The following is a 19,709-nucleotide window of genomic DNA, read 5'->3' as shown; positions in this document are numbered from 1 at the left end:
GATAAAAATAAAAAACTTTAAAATTAATTTTAAAGTTTTTTTTATTTTAGATTATAACAATATTCAAATTTATACTTCAATCCGATTATACATCTCCTTCTTCGGGAAGATCTTCATCAACAGTAATATCAATACCCTCAATTTTTGTTTTTTGAAGGGCATTTGATTTTAATTTCACATATTCTCTTCTAGTTTTATAAATTTTTATGGCATCAAAAATTGCCTGTTCAAATGATTTTGCATCCGCAATTCCTTGTCCGGCTATCGAATAAGCTGTTCCATGATTGGGTTCAGTATGAACAACAGATAATCCACCGGTAAAATTTACGCCGTATTCATAAGCTAGAGTTTTAAAAGGAATAAGCCCTTGATCGTGATACATTGCTAATATTCCATCAAAAGAAGTATAAATATTAGGCGAGAAGAAGCTATCAGCAGAGTATGGACCAAAGGAGAGAATGCCTCGATCAAAAGATTCTTTAATCGCCGGCTCAATACAATTAATTTCTTCCCTTCCCAATAGACCATTTTCTCCAGCATGTGGATTTAAACCTAAAACCGCAATTTTGGGTTTTTCAATACAGAAGTCTTGAATTAAAGTGGTATGTAAAGCTTTAATTTGTTTTTTAATTAATTCTTTACTTAATAGTTCAGAGACTTTGGATATTGGAGTATTAAACGTAGCAAATGCAATCCTTAAATCGCTGTTTTCTAAAAGTAAATGTGCTTTCTCCTTAAGAGTATTTTCAAGATATTCCGTATGATTTAAAAAATTTAATCCTTGGGTTTGCATGCTTTCCCAATTTAGAGGAGCAGTAACCAAAACATCCACGGAACCTTGTTTTAAAGCGTCAACAGCAGCTAATAAAGAAGTTTTAGCTATTTTGGTACCTTCTTCGGTTGAATTGCCAAAACTAATAGAAACATTTTCTTTCCATAAATTCACAACGTTTATTTTTCCTTGAATAGCTTCTTCAGCTTTGAATATTCCTTGAAAATAGATAGAATTTAATCCGAAAATATTTTTTTGATAGGATAATAATTTAGTAGAAGCAAAAATTACCGGTGTAAAGAAATCCAAGATTTCTTTATTTTGAAGGGTTTTCAATATTACTTCAATTCCTATACCGTTAGGGTCTCCTATACTAATTCCTATTTTTAGCTTATTATTTTTAACGCTCATATATGAACTGTGAAATTTATTATAACAAAAGTAGAAAAAAATATATACTTAATTTATAATAATTTAATAAAATAGAAATATTGCTATATTAAATAAAGCTTTTTAATTTATAAATCAACAATAATTATAAATTAAAAACAAAATATTAGAGAGTTTAAATATTGCCAATAGACTATTTAAAAAAAATTATAAAATGGTACTTTTGAATAAAAATTGAATATGTTTACAGGTATTGTAGAAGAAACGGGAAAGATAGTTAATATGGAAAAAATAGATGAAAATCTCTCCATATCAATATCTGCTTCATTTATTGATGAATTAAAAATAGATCAAAGTATAGCTCATAATGGAACATGTCTAACAGTTGTAGATATAAATCCGGAATTTTATACGGTAACAGCTATTGCTGAAACATTAAAAAAAACTCATTTTTCAACTCTTACCATTGGTGATCATATTAATCTGGAAAGATGTGTTAAAGTATCAGATAGATTAGATGGGCATATTGTACAGGGGCATGTAGATCAAGTAGGGGAATTGAAATCGATAGAAAATCAAGAAGGAAGTTTTTTATTGACTTTTACCTATGCAGGTAAACAAATCACCGTGGAAAAAGGTTCAATTACTGTGAATGGAGTGAGTTTAACGGTGGTAGATAGTAAGGATAATGAGTTTTCAGTTGCAATTATTCCGTATACATGGGATCATACAAATTTTAAATATCTGAAAATTGGAGATAAAGTAAATTTAGAATTTGATATTATTGGTAAGTATATACAGAAATTGTATGGTTTATATAAGTAAAAAAAAAACTTAATTCAAAATAAAAGACCTTTACCAATTGGCAAAGGTCTTTTTATTTCATAGTAGTTAGTCATATATTCCTTTACTCAGCTTAGCTCGTCTTTCCTTAATTAAGGCTTCTCTTTGAGCATCATTCTGGAATTTAGGTTTGGCGCCTTGACTATATTTTAATCTTCTTTCTTTAATTAATGCTTCCCGTTTAGCATCTGCATCATTTTTAGTTGATGGTTTTATTGTCGAATTTTCATTTGATGATTTAACCGGAATATTTTTACTATTCACCGTTTCTGTTTTTATGGGTTGAGATGAATTATTATTTTTAACAGGAGCCGTAACAGGAACGGTACTAGTTTTTACTTCATCTTTAGATTTTACAGAAGGCTTAGGTTTAGCATTACTAATATTTTCAGGTTTTATAACGGTTGTTTTTGGGGTTGAAAGATTTGCATTTTTTCTTTCCTGTGTAATATTATTCGATTTTATAACTTCCGGTTTTTTAATTTCCACATCAGTTGAAGTTAAATCATTTATTGCCTGAACCGTTTCTTTACTAGGTGTTAAATTATTATAATTAGTATTTTCATCAGATGAAATTTCTAACGGTTTTCCAATATAGAAATCTAGAATTTTTAATCTGAATAAAAATGAATATTTAGCTTGAAGCATTTGAGATAATGCGTTGAAATAATTATTTCTTGCAGTATTTAAATCGTAAATATTAATTTTTCCTGCAGTGAAACTCTTTTGTGCAAATTCATAGGATAATTCGGTGGATTCTACCAATTCTTTTGCAGAAGTAAATGTTTGATAAGCAGAATTTACGTCAAAATAAGAAGTTTGTATATTTTGCTTTAAATTTAATTTTTCTTGGTCTAACTGATTTTCTTGGATTAATTGATTAATTCGGGATTGCTGAACTTTTATTTTATTTGTTCCTTTACTAAATATGGGAATGTTAACCCCAACAGATACCATTTGAGAGTGATTGTCATACCATTGGTCGTCTATAGATTTACTGGAACGATCGAAATAATCCTGATAAAAAGTACTTACTTTATATCCGCCGGTAATTGAAGGATAAAAAGCGGTTTTAGCAATATCAATATCTTTCTTTGCTGATTCAACCCCTAATTCAGCAGATTTAATAACTGGTTGATTATTAAAAGCATAATTGATGATATCATCCAAATTGATAAGAGGCATTCCTATATCATCGGAAACTTTAACATCCTCTATCTGAAAATCTCGATAATCTTTTTGAAGTAACATGGCTAAAACCATTAGTGAACGATCTACTTCAATTTTAGCATTTTCATACGTTTGTTTAGCATTCGCAAGATTGGATTTAGATTCATATAAAGTACTCAGAGGTATGCTGCCGGCATTATATAATTTTTCATTCCTGTCTTTATCTTTTGCTTGAGTATCCATGGAATTTAGTTGAACTCCTAAAAGCTCTTTATTCAATAGAACGGTTAAATAATTTCCTACTAATTGTAATGAAATGTCATTTTTGATTTTTTCAGTGGTATATTGATTTTGTTGAACCAAAAAAGAATTTTTTTCCTCTGTTAATCGTAAACGTCTGTTGTTATAAAGTATCATGGAGGATTCAAGAGCAAGATTGTTCTGGTATCCTTCTGTATATTTATAATAGGAATCTATGGTAAAATCTGTTATACCATCTTGGGTAACCTTTTGTGTAGCCAATGGACCAAAAGTTATACCGTTGGTTATAGTACCTTTAAGATCGGGTAGTTTTTCTTTTTTAGCAATTTTTAAATTACTTTCTTGAACTTGTTCATTTAGTTTAGAAGCAAGTACTTGCAAATTGTTTTCTCTGGCGTAAGACAAACAATCATTGAAAGACCATACTTTTTGCGCTGAAATAAATCCGACTATGAAAAAAGCGATTATACTGTTGTTTAGTTTCATTCTTATGTAAATGAATTTTCAGTATTATAAGTAGAATAATTATTTATTTTGTTACAAACTTATCTAAAAACATTTTTTATCAAGTTTTATTTATAGATCTAACGTCTAATATGATAATATACTAATTAATTTTAAATGATATCATCATCTTTAAATTTATGTATTATTAATTAAGATAGAGTGTTGAATACTAAATATAAGACGTAAATATAAAATAAAAATAATATGAAGTACCTTTATTAACTAAAACCAAAAAAGGGTATAAATTATATACCCTTTTTTTAATTAAATAATGTATTATGATTTATGTATTCTTATTAATTTTCTTTTCTAAAAACTAGACCGGTTTCAGGAAAATAATCTGCGACGATAGTATCGTTGTCATTAATTTTTCCACCTAAAATTTCCTTAGATAATTGATTTAAAATTTCATGTTGAATCAATCTTTTTAAAGGTCTGGCGCCAAAAGTAGGATCATAGCCTTTACTCATTATATAATCTTTAGCCTCATCGGTCATGCTCATGCGAATTCCTTTTTTATCTAATATTTTATTAAGAGAATCTAATTGGATATCTATTATACTTCTTATTTCATTCTTATTTAAAGGCTTAAATACGATAGTTTCATCGATACGGTTTAAAAACTCAGGACGAAGGGTTTTCCTTAACAGTTCCATAACCTGCTCTTTGGTCAATTCTAAAATTTCTTTGTAATTATTTCCTTCCAGTTTTTCAAAATTTTCTTGAATTAAATGAGATCCCAAATTGGAAGTCATAACTATAATCGCATTTTTAAAATTAACGGTTCTTCCTTTATTATCTGTAAGCCTACCATCATCTAATACTTGTAATAAAATATTAAAAACATCCGGATGAGCTTTTTCGATTTCATCCAATAAAATAACAGAATAAGGTCTTCTTCTAACGGCTTCGGTTAACTGACCACCCTCATCATAACCCACATATCCCGGAGGCGCACCTACCAGTCTGCTAACAGAATGTTTTTCTTGATATTCACTCATGTCAATTCGGGTCATTGAATTTTCATCATCAAATAAAAATTCGGCTAAGGCTTTTGCTAATTCAGTTTTACCGACACCGGTTGTTCCTAAGAATAAGAATGATCCAATTGGCTTTCTTTCATCGTTTAATCCCGCGCGGTTTCTGCGTATAGCATCTGCAACTGCTTCAATTGCTTCTTCTTGTCCGACAACCCTTTTGTGAAGAACAGATTCAAGATTTAATAATTTTTCTCGTTCACTTTGTACCAGTTTAGTAACCGGAATACCGGTCCATTTAGCTACTACATCAGCAATGTCTTCAGAATCAACTTCTTCCTTGATCAATTTAGGTCGATCATCAGAAAGTTCGGCTTCAGCCTTAGCAAGTTCAGCCTCTTGTTCTTTAATTTTTCCGTAACGTAATTCAGCAACTTTTCCATAATCACCGGATCTTTCTGCTTTTTCAGCTTCAATCTTAAATTCTTCAATATTTTTACGGATTTCTTGAACTTTATCCGCTCTTTCTTTTTCTGCTTTCCAGGAGGCGCTTAGCTCATTTCTTTTTTCATTAAGTTGTGCTAATTCTTCATTAACATTTTCTAACCTTTTTTCATTAGCTTGTTTAATGCTTTCGTTGGAAGTAGGACTTTCCGCTTCTCGTTTAACCGCCTCTAATTCAATTTCAAGCTGCATTTTTTTACGGTCTAAGGCATCCAATTCTTCAGGCTTGGAATTCATTTCCATACGAAGTTTTGCCGATGCTTCATCCATTAAGTCTATGGCTTTGTCCGGTAAAAATCGGTCGGAAATATAACGATTGGAAAGTTCCACTGATGCAATTACGGCTTCATCTTTAATACGTACTTTGTGATGGGCTTCATACTTTTCTCTAATTCCACGTAATATAGCTATAGCATCATCCACATCGGGTTCTTCAACCATCACTTTTTGAAAACGTCTTTCCAACGCTTTGTCTTTTTCAAAATATTTTTGATATTCATTTAATGTTGTAGCTCCAATTGAACGAAGTTCGCCACGAGCCAATGCCGGTTTTAAAATGTTCGCAGCATCCATGGCTCCTTCTCCTCCTCCGGCACCAACTAATGTGTGAATTTCATCAATAAACAAAATTATATTTCCGTTGGAAGCGGTAACTTCTTTAACAACTGCTTTTAGACGTTCTTCAAATTCACCCTTATATTTTGCTCCAGCAATTAAAGCCCCCATATCTAAAGAAAAAATAGTTTTATCCTTTAAATTTTCAGGAACATCCCCATTAATGATTCGATGAGCTATTCCTTCGGCAATTGCAGTTTTTCCGACACCGGGTTCACCTATTAATATAGGATTATTTTTTGTTCTTCGAGAAAGAATTTGCAAAACTCTTCTTATTTCGTCATCTCTTCCTATTACAGGGTCTAGTTTACCGTTTTGAGCTAATTCATTAAGGTTTTTGGCATATTTGTTTAACGAATTATATGTATCTTCTGCTGATTGAGAGGTTACTCGTTCTCCCTTTCTAATTTCTTCGATTGCTTTAAGTACGCCTTCTTTGGTGACCCCTTGATTTTTTAATAATTGCGAGGTTTTGTCGTTTACGGAAAGCAGTCCTAAGAAAATATGCTCTAAACTTATAAATTCATCTTTCATCTTAGTTGATTCTAATTGGGCTTCATTTAAAGCTTTATTAGAATTTTGGGACAAATAAATTTGTCCGCCGCTAACTTTAGGTAAAGAATTTAGTATAGAATCAAGTTCGGAGTTAATATATGCTAAATTTGAGTTTTGTTTTTTTAATATGAAAGTAATCACACTGGCTTCGCTTTCCAATAAAGCTTTAAGCAAATGCGCAGGTTCAATGGCCTGATTTTCTAATCCTTGTGCAATCACTTGGGATTGTTGCAAGGCTTCTTGTGATTTGATGGTTAATTTATTAAAATCCATTTTATTTAATCTCTTACATTTTTTCTCAGCAAAATATAAACCAAAATCATGGATAGATTTTTATAATCAATATATAAGGGAATAAATGAATAAAACGAGACAATATGGCATCATTTATATTTTAAACATCAAATGTAATGACATAATGACATGAGTGTTGGACTCTTAAAAGATTGGATTGTTTTTTTGATTACTACATCTTTAAAATAAATTACATGAAATTCATATATAATTTTAAAAATTACAGATGTATAATATATTATAAATAAATTATAGATTTTGTGTAATATTTAATGATATCGGATACTTGCTCGTATCATGCCGATAGCATTTATGGTATCTAAAGAAACATCTTTAGATTCAAACATAGAATTAGCGCTGACTAATTTTATGTAATCGTTACCTAAACTGGATTTTTGGATGTGTCTAACAAAGGTATGATTGGAATCTTCAGATAAGGCAATTTCAATTATATATAATTCTCCCCAAAATATATTATCTATGGATGCATTTTTAAAAATAACAATATCACCATTTTTTAAAAGAGGAAGCATAGATTCTCCTTTTATATAAATAGCTCCATCACAGTCTGATAAATTAGGTATTTTTAAAAAACCTGAAATGAATGTATTTTCTGATTTTTTATGAACAATATTTTTTAATCCACCATTAGAATCTAAATTATAAAGAGGGATATGGGTATTATTTTTTTCTTGTAATTTAAACATGGGGTCCTCCAATACAGACATTGGAAAATCTTTATCTAAAATTGGGGATTTTAACATGGGGCCTTCATAAGTGAGAAGCCATTCTAAATTTATTTCGGGACATTTGGTATGGATCAATAAAGAATCATAGCTGTTTCTTTTTTTCCAATTCGAAAAGGTTTGGGGAGAAATACCAAGATATCTGGCTAATTCAGAATCTTTTTTGAATCCATAAAATAACTTTATTTTATTCAATATGGTAGTTTTTTCCATAGATTGTAGTTATAAAAATTAAAACTCAAATAAATTTTATATAAACAGTATGTTTATATATCTATTTGATAATTAGACAAATATACTAAAAATTATTATATTGTCACAACAATGTTATATTATTACCGTAAAAACAATATAAAGAATAGAATAATATAAATTATATAGGAGATAAGAATTAGTAATTGATGAAATAAAAATTTAAAAGGTTCGAATACTTCCGCGTATTAGAGCCATAGCATTAATTTTAGAAACCGGAATATCTTGAGGTGCGTTTGTGTTGTCTTGTCCTAATAGTTTAATAAATTGTTCTCCTTTTTCAGATTTTTGAATATATTTAATTAACATATAATAAGAATCATCATTCATACATATCTCAATTAAATAAAGCTCACCCCAAAACAGGTCTTTAAGAGAAATAGTTTTAAAAATAATTATGTCTCCATTTTGTATAGTTGGTAACATGGAATTCCCTTTTACATAAGCAGCACCGTCGCAATCAGCCAGATCCGGCATTTTTATAAAATCTATAATATTTTCTTGATGATGTTTTTTGCTAAATATATTTTTCAATCCACCATTTCGATCTATATTATATAAAGGGATATGATTTTTTTTGCCTTTATAGGAACTATATCCAGATTCTTCTGCTATTGAAATAATATTAGATTGTCCGATATTATCTTTTTTCAGCATAGGACCTTTTCCGGTTAACAACCATTCATAATTAAAAATTTCACATTTTGTATAAATAAGTTTAATGTTGAACGAATTCCTTCTTTTCCAATTATACAATATTTGTGAGGTTATGCCTAAATGTTTCACTAATTGAGAATCTTTAGTAAAACCATAGTATTTTTTAATTTCGTTTAGAATGATAGTTTTATCCATGTTCAATATAAAAAATATACATTTTGTGTAAAATAATTTTAAAATAAACAAAATGTATATATATTTGTGTTGAGATAAAACAAAGATATCAAAAAATACATTATTGTTATGACAGTAGAACAAATAAAAAGAAAAATTGAAGTGGGAGATTATATTTTGGCATCGAAATTATTAAATATAACCCCTGAAAATGTAAGAGCTCGTTTTTCACGAGAAAAGATGGATGCAATAGAAGCGTTAAAAGCAATAATTAGTAATAGGGAAAGGTTTATAAAAGAGTACCATAAGAAAATTTCAGGCTAATCAACTTAATTTCTTAAATCTGAATTTTTCACTATGAAAAGGATAAGAGTTATTCCTTATGAATTAATGAAAATTACTATCTTCATTGAGAGTTGCCTTATTAAATAAATGATTATAATAATCTTAATACAAAATATTTCATTGTTGATCATAATTTAAATCATAACCTGCAGTTTAAAATAAAATTCCTATTTTAAAAAATTAATGATACTAGTTAAATTTCTTGGCTTAAATACTCTGTATCTAATTAATCCTGTAAAATTTAAAAATTATTGATCTATATATTTTTAAAGGTAAACTTTATTGTTACTAAATTAATTTTAAATAAGAATATTGATTTTTTAAATTAATAGTTCAAGAATTTATTTAAATTATATAAATGTTTTATATATATAAATGAATGACTAATTTATTCTGAAAAAATAAAAATAACCGACATTATATGTTATAAATCTTGTTTAGGAGCCTTGAGATAATGTAAGAAGATAAAGGTAATTAATGTTATATAAACTTTATGATTGTAATTTTTTTTTGTTTATCTTTACCGCCATAAAGTTAGTGTTTAAGTGTTTTAAAATTTAAAAAATTAAGTGTTCATCTATTTTTAATGCCATTGTAGCAATAAAATTTTTATAATGAAATAAGAGAGGAGATCATTAAAAATAGAATAGATTTTTTAAAATAAAAAAATAGAAAATCAATTAAGTGTTAATAAGTTAATTAATAATTCATTATGAAAAAGAGAATTTTATTATGTTCATTACTCGGAGTGATTTCCGTTTGTTCTTTCTCTCAAAGCCAAAGAGTGGGAATTAATACGGAAGATCCTCAAGGAGTTTTCCATATTAATGGAACCAATAAAGATTTAAGTCAAGATGACTTTATTGTAGATGCAAATGGAAATGTGGGTATAGGTACTCGAACTCCTAAATCAAAGCTAGAAATTATAGGTACTAAAGGTAAAGGATTGCGGGTAACTCCTCCGGGATCTATAGATAAAGGAAAAATTATTGCATCTGATGCAGATGGTAATTTTGTAGTCTCTACCAGACCTATGCCGGAACTAAGAGAAGGTTCAATCATTCAAATTCATACAAGACTTGATGCAACTTCAACTACAGCCCCTAATTTGATAGATTCCAATCCAATTATTCCCGGTGATCCAAGTTTACCTGCCGGAAAAAAACCTGCTGTAAAAATTTCAGATAAGTCATTAGAGCTGACTGAAGGTACATGGCTGATTCAGCTTAAATACACCACCCGTACAACAAGAGGAAATGGGTCTAATTTTCAAGAATTTTGTGGAAAGGAAAATGGCTTTGATCAATATATTTGGACGTTACTATATAATGAAAATGAGCCAGACTTCAAAAAAGCTGTATTAACCACTGTTGGTTTTGCTACGGAACGCGATGGAGCTTGTGCTTGTACACCTCAGTTAACTCATGTCGTAAAAGTTGATACGGGACAAACTATGACAGTTAGTGCCTATGCAAGTACCAGTATATGGCATAATACAGTAGTATTTGTAGATGGTGATTATGATTCATTTACCACCGGTAAACCATATTTTAGAGCTATTCGTATAGATAGTTTTAATTAATGAGGGTGAAATTAAGATCTTTATTATTCTTATAATTTTTATATTTAAAATCATGTCATGAAAAAAATAATATTATCAATAAATTTTTGTGTATTAGCAATTGGAATTAGTTTATCACAAGTAGGAGTTAACACAGATAATCCTAAAGCTATTTTTCATATAGATGCTAAAAAAGATAATGGGAATATATCTGTCCCAGTAAATACATCAGATGATGTAATTTTCAAACCCGGTACAAATAATGCCTCAGATCCGACTGCAAAGCTCTATGGTCATTTAGGTGTTGGAAAAGTTAATCCGGATACGGGCTTAGATGTTAATGGGAACATACGATTAGAAGATGGAACTCAAGTTAATAATAATATATTAGTTAGTACAGATTCACTCGGAAATGCCCAATGGATAGCTCCTGCCAGACCATATATTCAAAACGGAGAAATTGGAAGTGGTATACAGTTGCCACAAGATGAAAGTGCTATAGATTTAACAGTAAAACCTTTACATCTTACCCAAGGAAGATGGTTGATTCTTTCTAAATTTGTAGTTAAAGCTACCCAACATGTTAACGACGATTTAAAACCTCGAAATAATGTATGGATATATTTAAAAAATGTTACTAAGCACCCATTAGTTAGCGATAAAGTTTATAATACTATTTTGGGGATACCGGTAGAACAAGCGGGAGCTAAAGTTGGGACGCCACAATTAGCAGCTCTTGTTAATATACCTAAAGGACAAACTTTTGAATATAGAGTATTTGGAAGTACAAGTAATAAAGAATTCGCATATACTACAACAAATGACGACTTTCAAGGATCTTATTTCTACGCCGTTCGATTAGATGCAGAACTTTTAGACAATTAAATTAATACATATGAATTTTAAATTTATTATATGAAAAAATTATTTTTATTATATATAATTATAGCGGGAGGTGTAGGTTTTACTAAATCTTTTGCACAAACAGCTCCGTCAGTTGGAGTAAATACAACTAACCCGCAAGGACCTTTTCATGTAGATGCAAAGGGAGATACCAACGGATCTTCAAATACGTCCGATGATGTAATAGTTGATAATAACGGAAATTTAGGAGTAGGAACCATAACACCAACGGCTAAAGTTCATATTAAAACGGATGGATCAACGAATGGAATCCGTATCAGTGATCAATCGGAAGGAAAAGGAAGTATGCTTATGTTTCAAGATAATACGGGAATAGTTAACTGGGTTCCCAAACCTTTCACCATAAAACAAGCAGAACTTAGGAAAGATTTTAATATGAGCGTTCCCTTTAAAAGAAACGCAAATGACCATAGAGAAATTTCCATAACCGGGCAAGGTTTAAAATTAACTCCGGGCATTTGGATGATTATGGCTAAATATATGGTTTATAATAATGGGGATGATAGAGGTAATTTGTTTTGGACCTATTTACATGATTTAGATGATCTTACCACTTTACCCGTAGATAATAATCATCTACGCGATAAGCGTAAACCTTGTCTAATTGATGGAGCCCTTCCTGAAAATAATTGTAATGGTGGTGGCTACAATTTGAATTGGTATTTAGCAAGTAACGGATTAGGTGGAAACCCTTCAAAATATGCAATGACTGTGGTTGGAACTTATCCTGAAGCAAAAAGCCAAGGATATACCACTCCATATGTCAATTATATAGCAGTGATTAAATCTGACGACCCATTAAATCCAGGTAAAAAACTAAGACCGGGTGATCCGGGATATGAGCATGAAATTGCATTAACTTTTAGTACCAGTTTAAATGGTGATCAAGTATTGGAAACCAGATCAGCATTACGTGGTTCAGGTAATAATGGAGGCAATCTTGAAGTAGGAGTTTATTTCTTTGCTATTCGTTTAGATATAGATGAATCATCTCTATAAATTTTAAAAATTAAGTTATATACTAGTATTTATATAATACCTGCCGAATAGGCAGGTATTTTTTTATTCAATACCTGTAATTCCCATTTTCTTCATTAAAAAAGTTGCATTCATATTTTGAGCTACACCTTCTTTTAATTTATAATCAAACACTAATTCATCCTGAACAATTTCTGCTTCAAAACGATAGTTCTTTATATTTTCGGGATAGTTTGCTTCCAAGGTGCCTAGTACTAAATCATGTGTAGCAATAATGCCATTACCTCTTAACGAAATAAGTTGTTTCATAAGCGCTAAAGATCCTTTTTGCTTATCTTCAGAGTTGGTACCTTTTAAAATTTCATCTAAGATGATAAATAAATGTTCTCCGGAATGAAGTCTGTCTATAATCATTTTCAATCGTTTTAATTCAGAGAAAAAATAAGATTCATGATCAACTAAGGAATCTGTAGTTCTTAAATTAGTTACCAAATTTCCCGGGAATATCTCTAATGACTTAGCGTATACCGGAGCACCAATACAGGCTAACACGTGGTTAACCCCTATAGTTCTTAAATACGTACTTTTACCTGCCATATTAGCTCCCGTTATTACTAAAAAATAATTTTCTTTTGAAATTTTAACATCATTGGTTACACAATTAGATCGGTTAAGTAGTGGGTGGCCCAATTCTTTCCCATCAAATATAAAATGTTCAGTATTTATTTTAGGATATGAATATCCGGGGTGTGTATATGCATATGTTGACAAGGAGCACCAAGCATCAAAATGAGAAAGAGAATCAAACCAATCCGGTAAATACTTTTTATAGGTATCTAACCATTTTTCTATCTTAATAGCATAACGTACACTCCAACATAAGACCGGATTGAAAAATAAAATCATCGGATAAGCCATACCCATATTTAATTGAGAACAATATCTATTCAATTTACTGATAGCTTTTGATGCAGTAGTATTATTTATAAGTGTTTTACGATTATTTTCTAACAAATAACTATCAAAATTTTGCTTTTCTATAGCATTAAAAAGTGAGGTATAGGTGTTTAAAACATCTGTTTTTTTATCTATGTTATTAACTATATTATTTACATGCTTATTCGCAAAGGCATTAATTGCAAAAGTTATGATCCATAAAGGAATAAAATATAATGCAGATACCTTATTAAAAGTTGTAAGTACAAGTAAGATTAAATACAAGCAGGGAATAATATTTATCATTATTTCCCAGAATTTATTTTTATGCAATAAAAATGTTTCCGGAAATATATTTGAATCAATATTTTCTTTATTTTCTAATTTTCCGTTTAAAGACCCTAAAACTCGGAAATGGTTTACCCAACCTTGTTTTGAAGCTAATTCTTGGATGCTTTCCTGATTTTCCACAATGGTTTTTTTGTCTAAATAGGGAGTAAGGAACAGATAGGCAAGAAATTTTTTACCTTGATAAGTGCATGTACGATTAATAGCCTGAAAAACCGATCGATCGCCAAATAAATCTAAATCGTAGCTGAAGCTGTGTTCAGTCGAGATATATTCAGAAGCTCCATCAAAAGATGAAAAATCGTAATTAAGAGCTTTACATTCATTTTCTGCTAAAGTTATTAATGCTTCTGAATAATTTTTTTTATAAAACAGTTTTTGATGTAACTTTAATAACAAGATAAATATTGAAAAAAATAAAAAGATGATACCGGCGGTAAGGTAGCTGTTTTTCCAAGTAAAAATACAAAGTAAAGCAGCAACAAGAACCACTGATAATCTTAAAGCAGCAATTATAAATATCTTTTTTTTAAGTGATTGTACCGTTGTAAACTCTTTATTAATAAGAGAACGATATGAATGTTCAATATCTTTTATTTTCATGATATCAAAGGTAAACAAAATAAAATAGCTAATTTAAAGTCTATAAATATGTAGTATTTTACTTTCAAATTTTAACAGAAAGCAAAAAAAATTAAATTTTGTTATTTGATAAATGATGCGATTTAAATTTATTATAAATATAAATAAAAAAGCCTGATGAAAATCAGGCTTATAGTTTTTATAATTTTATTATAAAGCTAAATCAATAACTTCAGACATTTGAGTTACATAATGTATTTTTAAGCCTTTAATATAATCGGGATTGATTTTTTCAATATCTTTTCTATTCTCTTCACATAAAATGACATCGGTTATACCGGCCCGTTTCGCAGCTAATATTTTTTCTTTAATGCCGCCTACAGGAAGAACTTTTCCCCGTAATGTAATTTCACCGGTCATTGCCCATTTAGACTTAACCTTTTTACCGGTGAAAGAGGAAACAAGAGAAGTAAGCATTGCTATACCAGCAGATGGACCGTCTTTAGGGGTTGCACCTTCAGGAACGTGAATGTGTATATTACTTTCTTCAATTTTTTGCGGATCGATACCGAACTCTTTATAATTAGATTTTATGTATTCCAAAGCAATGGTAGCAGATTCTTTCATTACATTACCTAAATTTCCGGTCATGCTTAAGTTTCCTTTGCCTTTAGAAAGAATACTTTCAATAAAAAGAATATCTCCACCTACTTGAGTCCAGGCTAATCCTGTAACAACTCCTGGAACTTTATTAGTTTCAGACATTTCAGGCATCATAGGCGGACCTAAGATTTCGATAATTTTATTTTGACTCAATTTTTTGTTGTATTCAGTATTGCGAGCAATTTGTAAGGCAATATTCCTTACAATTTTCGATATTTTTCTTTCTAAGCCTCTAACACCGGATTCTCGAGTATATGCTTGGATGATAAACTCCAATTCTTTCTTACTTATTGAAATATCTTTTTTGGTAAGTCCATGTTCGAGGATTTGCTTTGGTAAAAGATATTTATTAGCTATTTCTACTTTTTCCTCAATAGTATATCCGGAAATATCAATAATTTCCATTCTATCTAACAATGCCGGTTGTATGGTGGCTAAATTATTGGCGGTAGCAATAAACAATACTTTAGATAAGTCGTAATCTACATCCAGGAAATTATCATGGAAAGTACTGTTTTGTTCGGGATCTAATACTTCAAGTAAAGCAGATGACGGGTCACCGTGTCCACTGGTGCTAATTTTGTCTATTTCATCTAAAACAATAACGGGATTCGATGTTCCAACCTTTTTTATGGATTGAATAATTCTCCCCGGCATAGCTCCAATATAAGTTTTACGATGTCCTCTAATTTCCGATTCATCATGCAACCCTCCCAATGATATACGAACGTATTTTCTTCCTAAAGCAGAAGCAATGGATTTACCCAATGAAGTTTTACCGACTCCGGGAGGACCGTATAAACAAATGATGGGAGATTTCATATCTCCTTTAAGTTTTAGGACTGCAAGATACTCTAAGATTCGTTCTTTTACATCTTCTAAACCAAAATGGTCTTTATTTAAAACTTTTTCAGCATGATTAATATCAAAATTATCCTTAGAATATTTTTCCCAAGGCAAATCCAACATTAATTCTAAATAATTCCTTTGAACACCATAATCGGGTGTTTGCGGGTTCATGCGAACTAAGCGATTAAGTTCTTTTTCAAAATGTTCATTTATAGACTTGCTCCATTTTTTTTTCGAAGCTTTTTCTTTCATTTCTTGAACTTCAGCTTCATAAGAAACGCCTCCCAACTCTTCCTGAATGGTTTTCATTTGCTGGTGTAGGAAATATTCACGTTGTTGTTTGCTGAGGTCGGAGTTAACCTTATCCTGAATGGAATTTTTTAAAGATATTTTTTGAAGCTCAACGTTCAGGTACTTTAACGTTTTGGAAGCACGATCTAACAAACTATTAACTTCCAGTAATTCTTGTTTTTTTACTAACGGCAAATCAAGATTGGAAGCAACAAAATTTACCAACAAGGAGCTGCCTTCAATATTTTTAATAGCAAAAGAAGCGTCTGAAGGGATAGCCGGATTTTCATTAATAATTTTAATGGCTGTTTCACGAAGGCTTTCCAATAAAACATTAAAATGTTCTTTATTTTTATTAGAAACCTTTCTTTTGTCTTCCAATAAAGTAATTTCTGCTTTTAAATAAGGCTCCTCCTCAAGTATATTATTAATAGAAAATTTACGTATCCCCTGAATAATTACCATGGTACTTCCATCAGGCATTTTAAGTAATTTTAATATTTTACCTATAGTACCTACTGAGTACATATCATTTATAGTCGGATTATCTGCATTTACATCTTTTTGTGTAATGACTGCTATTATCTTATCGTTTTGTTGAGCATCTTGTAATAAATTGATGGATTTATTTCTTCCGGCAGTAATTGGTATAACAACCCCGGGAAATAAAACTACATTTTTTACCGGAAGTAAGGGTAAAACTGTAGGAAAAGTTTCATTCATCATTTTATCTTCTTCATCCTGGCTTAATAAAGGAATAAATTCACTATCATTTTGCATAACTTGATCTAATGACAATATGTCGAACTTCATAATGTTTCGTATTAAAGATTTAATGACAAACTTTCAGATATCTAAAAAAAGAGAACTACTTTTTTTTAATCTTAAATGGGTATAGTATTGATTATTAATAAGAAATGTTGTAACCTCCAAAGTTTGTACGTGTACTAAGGTCAATTAATATGCCAAATAAAAACTTACTATAATTGCTAATAAAGCTTAGAATTATAACTTGATAAGGGTTAGAATTTCTCTGCTTCCATCGGAATAAGTAACTTTAACAAAATATCTTCCTGTAGGAAGTTTTGAAATATTAATTTCCTGATTAAGATTGGAGTCAATTATATCTTTATCGATCAAATTGGTGCCAACCATGGATAAAACAGAAATATTATCAATTTTATAAGAACTTGAATTCTTAACAAGTATAAAATTTACTGCCGGATTAGGATATAATTTTGATTTAGTATAAGGTTGCTCTTGTAAATAAAAGTTCATTAAAATATTGGCCGGAAAATCTTTTGCAGTAACCAGGTTAATTGAAAAAAGCAACGTAATAAAAAATAAAAATTTCTTCATAAGCAATTTATATCTAAAAATTATGAAAATTTCCTTGATAAAATGATAGTTTTATGTACTTAAAATTAATGTATAAAATTATAAAAAAAAAATTTTCTTTACAACTTTTCATTAAATTATTTTTATTTTTATTTGGGAATAAAGATAATATTCAATTATCTTATCTTCAATAGTTTTGTGTTATGGGCTTTTTTCTGAATTATTCTATATTTTATATTTATATTGTTGTTGCTAAAGTAAATATACTTACTTGAGAATCATTGGTTTTTAACAGTTCTTGAGTACATGAAATTAAGGTTGCACCCGTTGTTAAGACATCATCAACCAATAGATAATGATTCGAACAATTTGAATTTCTTATAAAAGCGTTTTCTATTTTTTTTATACGTTCTTCTCTGTTGGACTGGGTTTGAGATTTCGTATGAGAAACACGTCGGAGAACATGCTCGTCGAAATTGCAATTCATTAAAGTTGCTAATTTTTTGCAACAGAGCAAAATTTGATTATAGTTTCTTTTTTTATATCTTTTCGGATGAATAGGAACCGGAATAACGGTTTTTACTTCTTTTAAACAAGGATTGTTTTTATTTTGCATAAACCAAATCTCAGCTAACCACGAACCGATTTCCGGTTTATTTTTATATTTTAAATGATGAATTAATTGTTGTGTAATATTTTCTTTTGAGAAAAATAATAACGAAGATGCAAATTCTATTTTCGCATAATTGTTAAGTTGGCTGTGAATTGAATTTGCGTTGTCAAAAGGAATATAAGTAAAAGGTAAATGAGCTTTACACCTTTCACATACATAGTTTTGTGATGATGAAATAATTGTTTCACAACCAATACATCTATTAGGAAACAGGGTAGAGAGTATTTCTTGCCACATGAGTATTTTTCAATTATCTTTGCGTAATATAAACAAATTTATTTATTGTGATAAGGCTGACTAAAATATTTACATTTGAAACAGCACATGCTCTGTGGGGATATGATGGTAAATGTAAAAACATTCATGGGCATTCTTATAAATTGTATGTTACTGTTAAAGGAGAGCCGTGTAATGATATTCACCATGTTAAAAATGGAATGGTTATGGATTTTGGAGAGTTGAAATCTATTGTAAAGAAATTAATTATAAATCCTTTAGATCATGCCATTATTTTAAACGCTCAAACAGAACATAAACAATTAGGAGAGCAATTGCAAAATCAAGGACATAAGGTTATTTTTATGAATTATCAGCCCACATGTGAGAATATGTTGATAGATTTTGCCGAAAAAATACAATCAGAGCTTCCTGAAAATATTTTATTAGCGAAGCTTAAATTATATGAAACCGAAACGTCATATGGTGAATGGATAAGGGAAGACCAATAGAAATTAACCTTACGGCAGGTAAAAAAGTTTATTTTGCCTCAGATCAGCATTTAGGAGCACCTGATGAAGTTTCATCCAGAAAAAGAGAAAAGATTTTCGTAAAATTTTTAGAACAAATTAAACATGATGTTCAAGTATTATTCCTATTAGGGGATTTATTTGATTTTTGGCATGAATATAAAACCGTTGTACCCAAAGGATTTGTTCGAATATTAGGAAAATTAGCTGAACTTTCAGATTCGGGTGTTAAAATATATTTTTTTACCGGAAATCATGATTTATGGATGAGAGATTATCTTCAAAAAGAATTAGCAATAACAGTTTTTAATGAGGAACAAACATTTATCATTAACAACAAAAGTTTTTTTATTGCTCATGGAGATGGATTGGGACCGGGAGATCGCGGGTATAAAAGAATGAAAAAACTTTTTACGAATCCTGTTGCTCGATGGTTTTTCAGATGGTTGCATCCGGATGTAGGAGTGGCCTTAGGTACTTATTTATCAAGAAAAAATAAATTAATAAGCGGGGAGGAAGATATTAAGTTCTTAGGGGAAGATAATGAATGGCTGATTGTCTTTTCTAAAGAAAAATTGAATGAAAAACATTATGATTACTTTATTTACGGGCATCGTCATTTACCTATGGATTTATTGATTGGTGAAGATAAAAACAGCCATTATGTAAATTTAGGGGATTGGATTTCGTATTTTACCTATGCCGTTTTCGATGGAGATCATTTGCATTTACAGACTTTTACCAAAACTGTTTAATTT

Annotated in this window: 16 protein-coding genes; 7 read left to right on the top strand and 9 right to left on the bottom strand. The window is 30.0% G+C overall.

Features of this window, described 5'->3' with window-relative positions; translation table 11 throughout:
- Positions 1-85 precede the first annotated feature (85 nt).
- Positions 86-1,183, bottom strand: a complete 1,098-nt coding sequence (gene pdxA / locus C4S75_RS00280; protein ID WP_105296319.1) for a 4-hydroxythreonine-4-phosphate dehydrogenase PdxA — start codon at positions 1,181-1,183, stop codon at positions 86-88.
- Between the two features lie 219 nt (positions 1,184-1,402).
- Between pdxA and C4S75_RS00275 the strand changes: the two genes are divergently transcribed.
- Positions 1,403-1,987, top strand: a complete 585-nt coding sequence (locus C4S75_RS00275) for a riboflavin synthase (protein WP_105296318.1) — start codon at positions 1,403-1,405, stop codon at positions 1,985-1,987.
- 66 nt (positions 1,988-2,053) lie between these two features.
- On the opposite strand, the gene C4S75_RS00270 is transcribed toward C4S75_RS00275, so the two are convergent.
- The 4 genes from C4S75_RS00270 to C4S75_RS00255 all read right to left on the bottom strand — a co-directional run bounded on the left by C4S75_RS00270 (position 2,054) and on the right by C4S75_RS00255 (position 8,738).
- Positions 2,054-3,922: a TolC family protein gene (locus tag C4S75_RS00270; protein ID WP_105296317.1), complete on the bottom strand. Its 1,869-nt coding sequence runs from the start codon at positions 3,920-3,922 to the stop codon at positions 2,054-2,056.
- A gap of 317 nt (positions 3,923-4,239) precedes the next feature.
- Positions 4,240-6,867, bottom strand: coding sequence for an ATP-dependent chaperone ClpB (gene clpB, locus C4S75_RS00265; RefSeq protein ID WP_105296316.1), 2,628 nt, complete (start codon positions 6,865-6,867; stop codon positions 4,240-4,242).
- A 290-nt stretch (positions 6,868-7,157) separates the two neighbouring features.
- Positions 7,158-7,847, bottom strand: coding sequence for a LexA family transcriptional regulator (locus C4S75_RS00260; RefSeq protein ID WP_105296315.1), 690 nt, complete (start codon positions 7,845-7,847; stop codon positions 7,158-7,160).
- 201 nt (positions 7,848-8,048) lie between these two features.
- Positions 8,049-8,738: a helix-turn-helix domain-containing protein gene (locus C4S75_RS00255; RefSeq protein WP_105296314.1), complete on the bottom strand. Its 690-nt coding sequence runs from the start codon at positions 8,736-8,738 to the stop codon at positions 8,049-8,051.
- A 108-nt stretch (positions 8,739-8,846) separates the two neighbouring features.
- On the opposite strand from C4S75_RS00255, the gene C4S75_RS00250 reads away from it, so the two are divergent.
- From C4S75_RS00250 to C4S75_RS00235, 4 genes are all read left to right on the top strand, one after another.
- Positions 8,847-9,041, top strand: a complete 195-nt coding sequence (locus tag C4S75_RS00250) for a hypothetical protein (protein WP_105296313.1) — start codon at positions 8,847-8,849, stop codon at positions 9,039-9,041.
- A gap of 733 nt (positions 9,042-9,774) precedes the next feature.
- On the top strand, positions 9,775-10,644 hold the full coding sequence (locus C4S75_RS00245) for a hypothetical protein (RefSeq protein WP_105296312.1): 870 nt from the start codon (positions 9,775-9,777) through the stop codon (positions 10,642-10,644).
- A gap of 57 nt (positions 10,645-10,701) precedes the next feature.
- A complete protein-coding gene (locus tag C4S75_RS00240; RefSeq protein ID WP_105296311.1) occupies positions 10,702-11,508 on the top strand; it encodes a hypothetical protein in 807 nt (268 codons plus the stop codon).
- A 30-nt stretch (positions 11,509-11,538) separates the two neighbouring features.
- Positions 11,539-12,546, top strand: coding sequence for a hypothetical protein (locus C4S75_RS00235; protein WP_105296310.1), 1,008 nt, complete (start codon positions 11,539-11,541; stop codon positions 12,544-12,546).
- A gap of 63 nt (positions 12,547-12,609) precedes the next feature.
- Here the strand turns inward: C4S75_RS00235 and C4S75_RS00230 are convergent, their stop codons facing one another.
- From C4S75_RS00230 to C4S75_RS00215, 4 genes are all read right to left on the bottom strand, one after another.
- A complete protein-coding gene (locus C4S75_RS00230) occupies positions 12,610-14,412 on the bottom strand; it encodes a hypothetical protein (RefSeq protein ID WP_105296309.1) in 1,803 nt (600 codons plus the stop codon).
- A gap of 189 nt (positions 14,413-14,601) precedes the next feature.
- Entirely contained in the window at positions 14,602-17,007 is a 2,406-nt protein-coding gene (gene lon, locus C4S75_RS00225) for an endopeptidase La (protein WP_105296308.1), read from the bottom strand.
- A gap of 192 nt (positions 17,008-17,199) precedes the next feature.
- Positions 17,200-17,553 carry a T9SS type A sorting domain-containing protein gene (locus tag C4S75_RS00220; protein ID WP_105296307.1) on the bottom strand — a complete coding sequence of 118 codons (354 nt, stop codon included), beginning with the start codon at positions 17,551-17,553 and terminating at the stop codon, positions 17,200-17,202.
- A gap of 217 nt (positions 17,554-17,770) precedes the next feature.
- A complete protein-coding gene (locus C4S75_RS00215; protein WP_105296306.1) occupies positions 17,771-18,442 on the bottom strand; it encodes a ComF family protein in 672 nt (223 codons plus the stop codon).
- Positions 18,443-18,489: 47 nt separating this feature from the next.
- Between C4S75_RS00215 and C4S75_RS00210 the strand changes: the two genes are divergently transcribed.
- Together C4S75_RS00210 and C4S75_RS00205 are read left to right on the top strand one after the other, a co-directional pair.
- On the top strand, positions 18,490-18,933 hold the full coding sequence (locus tag C4S75_RS00210; RefSeq protein WP_105296305.1) for a 6-carboxytetrahydropterin synthase: 444 nt from the start codon (positions 18,490-18,492) through the stop codon (positions 18,931-18,933).
- The gene (locus tag C4S75_RS00205) at positions 18,912-19,706 is read left to right on the top strand and encodes a UDP-2,3-diacylglucosamine diphosphatase (protein WP_105296304.1); all 795 of its coding nucleotides are present in this window, start codon (positions 18,912-18,914) and stop codon (positions 19,704-19,706) included. Before C4S75_RS00210 ends, C4S75_RS00205 begins: the two co-directional genes overlap by 22 nt.
- The last annotated feature ends 3 nt before the right edge of the window (positions 19,707-19,709 follow it).

The sequence above is a fragment of the Apibacter sp. wkB309 genome, assembly GCF_002964915.1.
GTDB lineage: Bacteria > Bacteroidota > Bacteroidia > Flavobacteriales > Weeksellaceae > Apibacter.
This window is presented reverse-complemented; position numbering and strand designations above follow the sequence as displayed.

What these genes read in the sequence shown, in the direction of transcription:
- lon (WP_105296308.1), bottom strand. Translation starts at nt 17,007, where the DNA reads ATGAAGTTCGACATATTGTCATTAGATCAAGTTATGCAAAATGATAGT.
- clpB (WP_105296316.1), bottom strand. Translation starts at nt 6,867, where the DNA reads ATGGATTTTAATAAATTAACCATCAAATCACAAGAAGCCTTGCAACAA.
- C4S75_RS00215 (WP_105296306.1), bottom strand. Translation starts at nt 18,442, where the DNA reads ATGTGGCAAGAAATACTCTCTACCCTGTTTCCTAATAGATGTATTGGT.
- pdxA (WP_105296319.1), bottom strand. Translation starts at nt 1,183, where the DNA reads ATGAGCGTTAAAAATAATAAGCTAAAAATAGGAATTAGTATAGGAGAC.
- C4S75_RS00220 (WP_105296307.1), bottom strand. Translation starts at nt 17,553, where the DNA reads ATGAAGAAATTTTTATTTTTTATTACGTTGCTTTTTTCAATTAACCTG.
- C4S75_RS00240 (WP_105296311.1), top strand. Translation starts at nt 10,702, where the DNA reads ATGAAAAAAATAATATTATCAATAAATTTTTGTGTATTAGCAATTGGA.
- C4S75_RS00205 (WP_105296304.1), top strand. Translation starts at nt 18,912, where the DNA reads ATGGATAAGGGAAGACCAATAGAAATTAACCTTACGGCAGGTAAAAAA.
- C4S75_RS00260 (WP_105296315.1), bottom strand. Translation starts at nt 7,847, where the DNA reads ATGGAAAAAACTACCATATTGAATAAAATAAAGTTATTTTATGGATTC.
- C4S75_RS00275 (WP_105296318.1), top strand. Translation starts at nt 1,403, where the DNA reads ATGTTTACAGGTATTGTAGAAGAAACGGGAAAGATAGTTAATATGGAA.
- C4S75_RS00270 (WP_105296317.1), bottom strand. Translation starts at nt 3,922, where the DNA reads ATGAAACTAAACAACAGTATAATCGCTTTTTTCATAGTCGGATTTATT.
- C4S75_RS00255 (WP_105296314.1), bottom strand. Translation starts at nt 8,738, where the DNA reads ATGGATAAAACTATCATTCTAAACGAAATTAAAAAATACTATGGTTTT.
- C4S75_RS00245 (WP_105296312.1), top strand. Translation starts at nt 9,775, where the DNA reads ATGAAAAAGAGAATTTTATTATGTTCATTACTCGGAGTGATTTCCGTT.
- C4S75_RS00250 (WP_105296313.1), top strand. Translation starts at nt 8,847, where the DNA reads ATGACAGTAGAACAAATAAAAAGAAAAATTGAAGTGGGAGATTATATT.
- C4S75_RS00235 (WP_105296310.1), top strand. Translation starts at nt 11,539, where the DNA reads ATGAAAAAATTATTTTTATTATATATAATTATAGCGGGAGGTGTAGGT.
- C4S75_RS00230 (WP_105296309.1), bottom strand. Translation starts at nt 14,412, where the DNA reads ATGAAAATAAAAGATATTGAACATTCATATCGTTCTCTTATTAATAAA.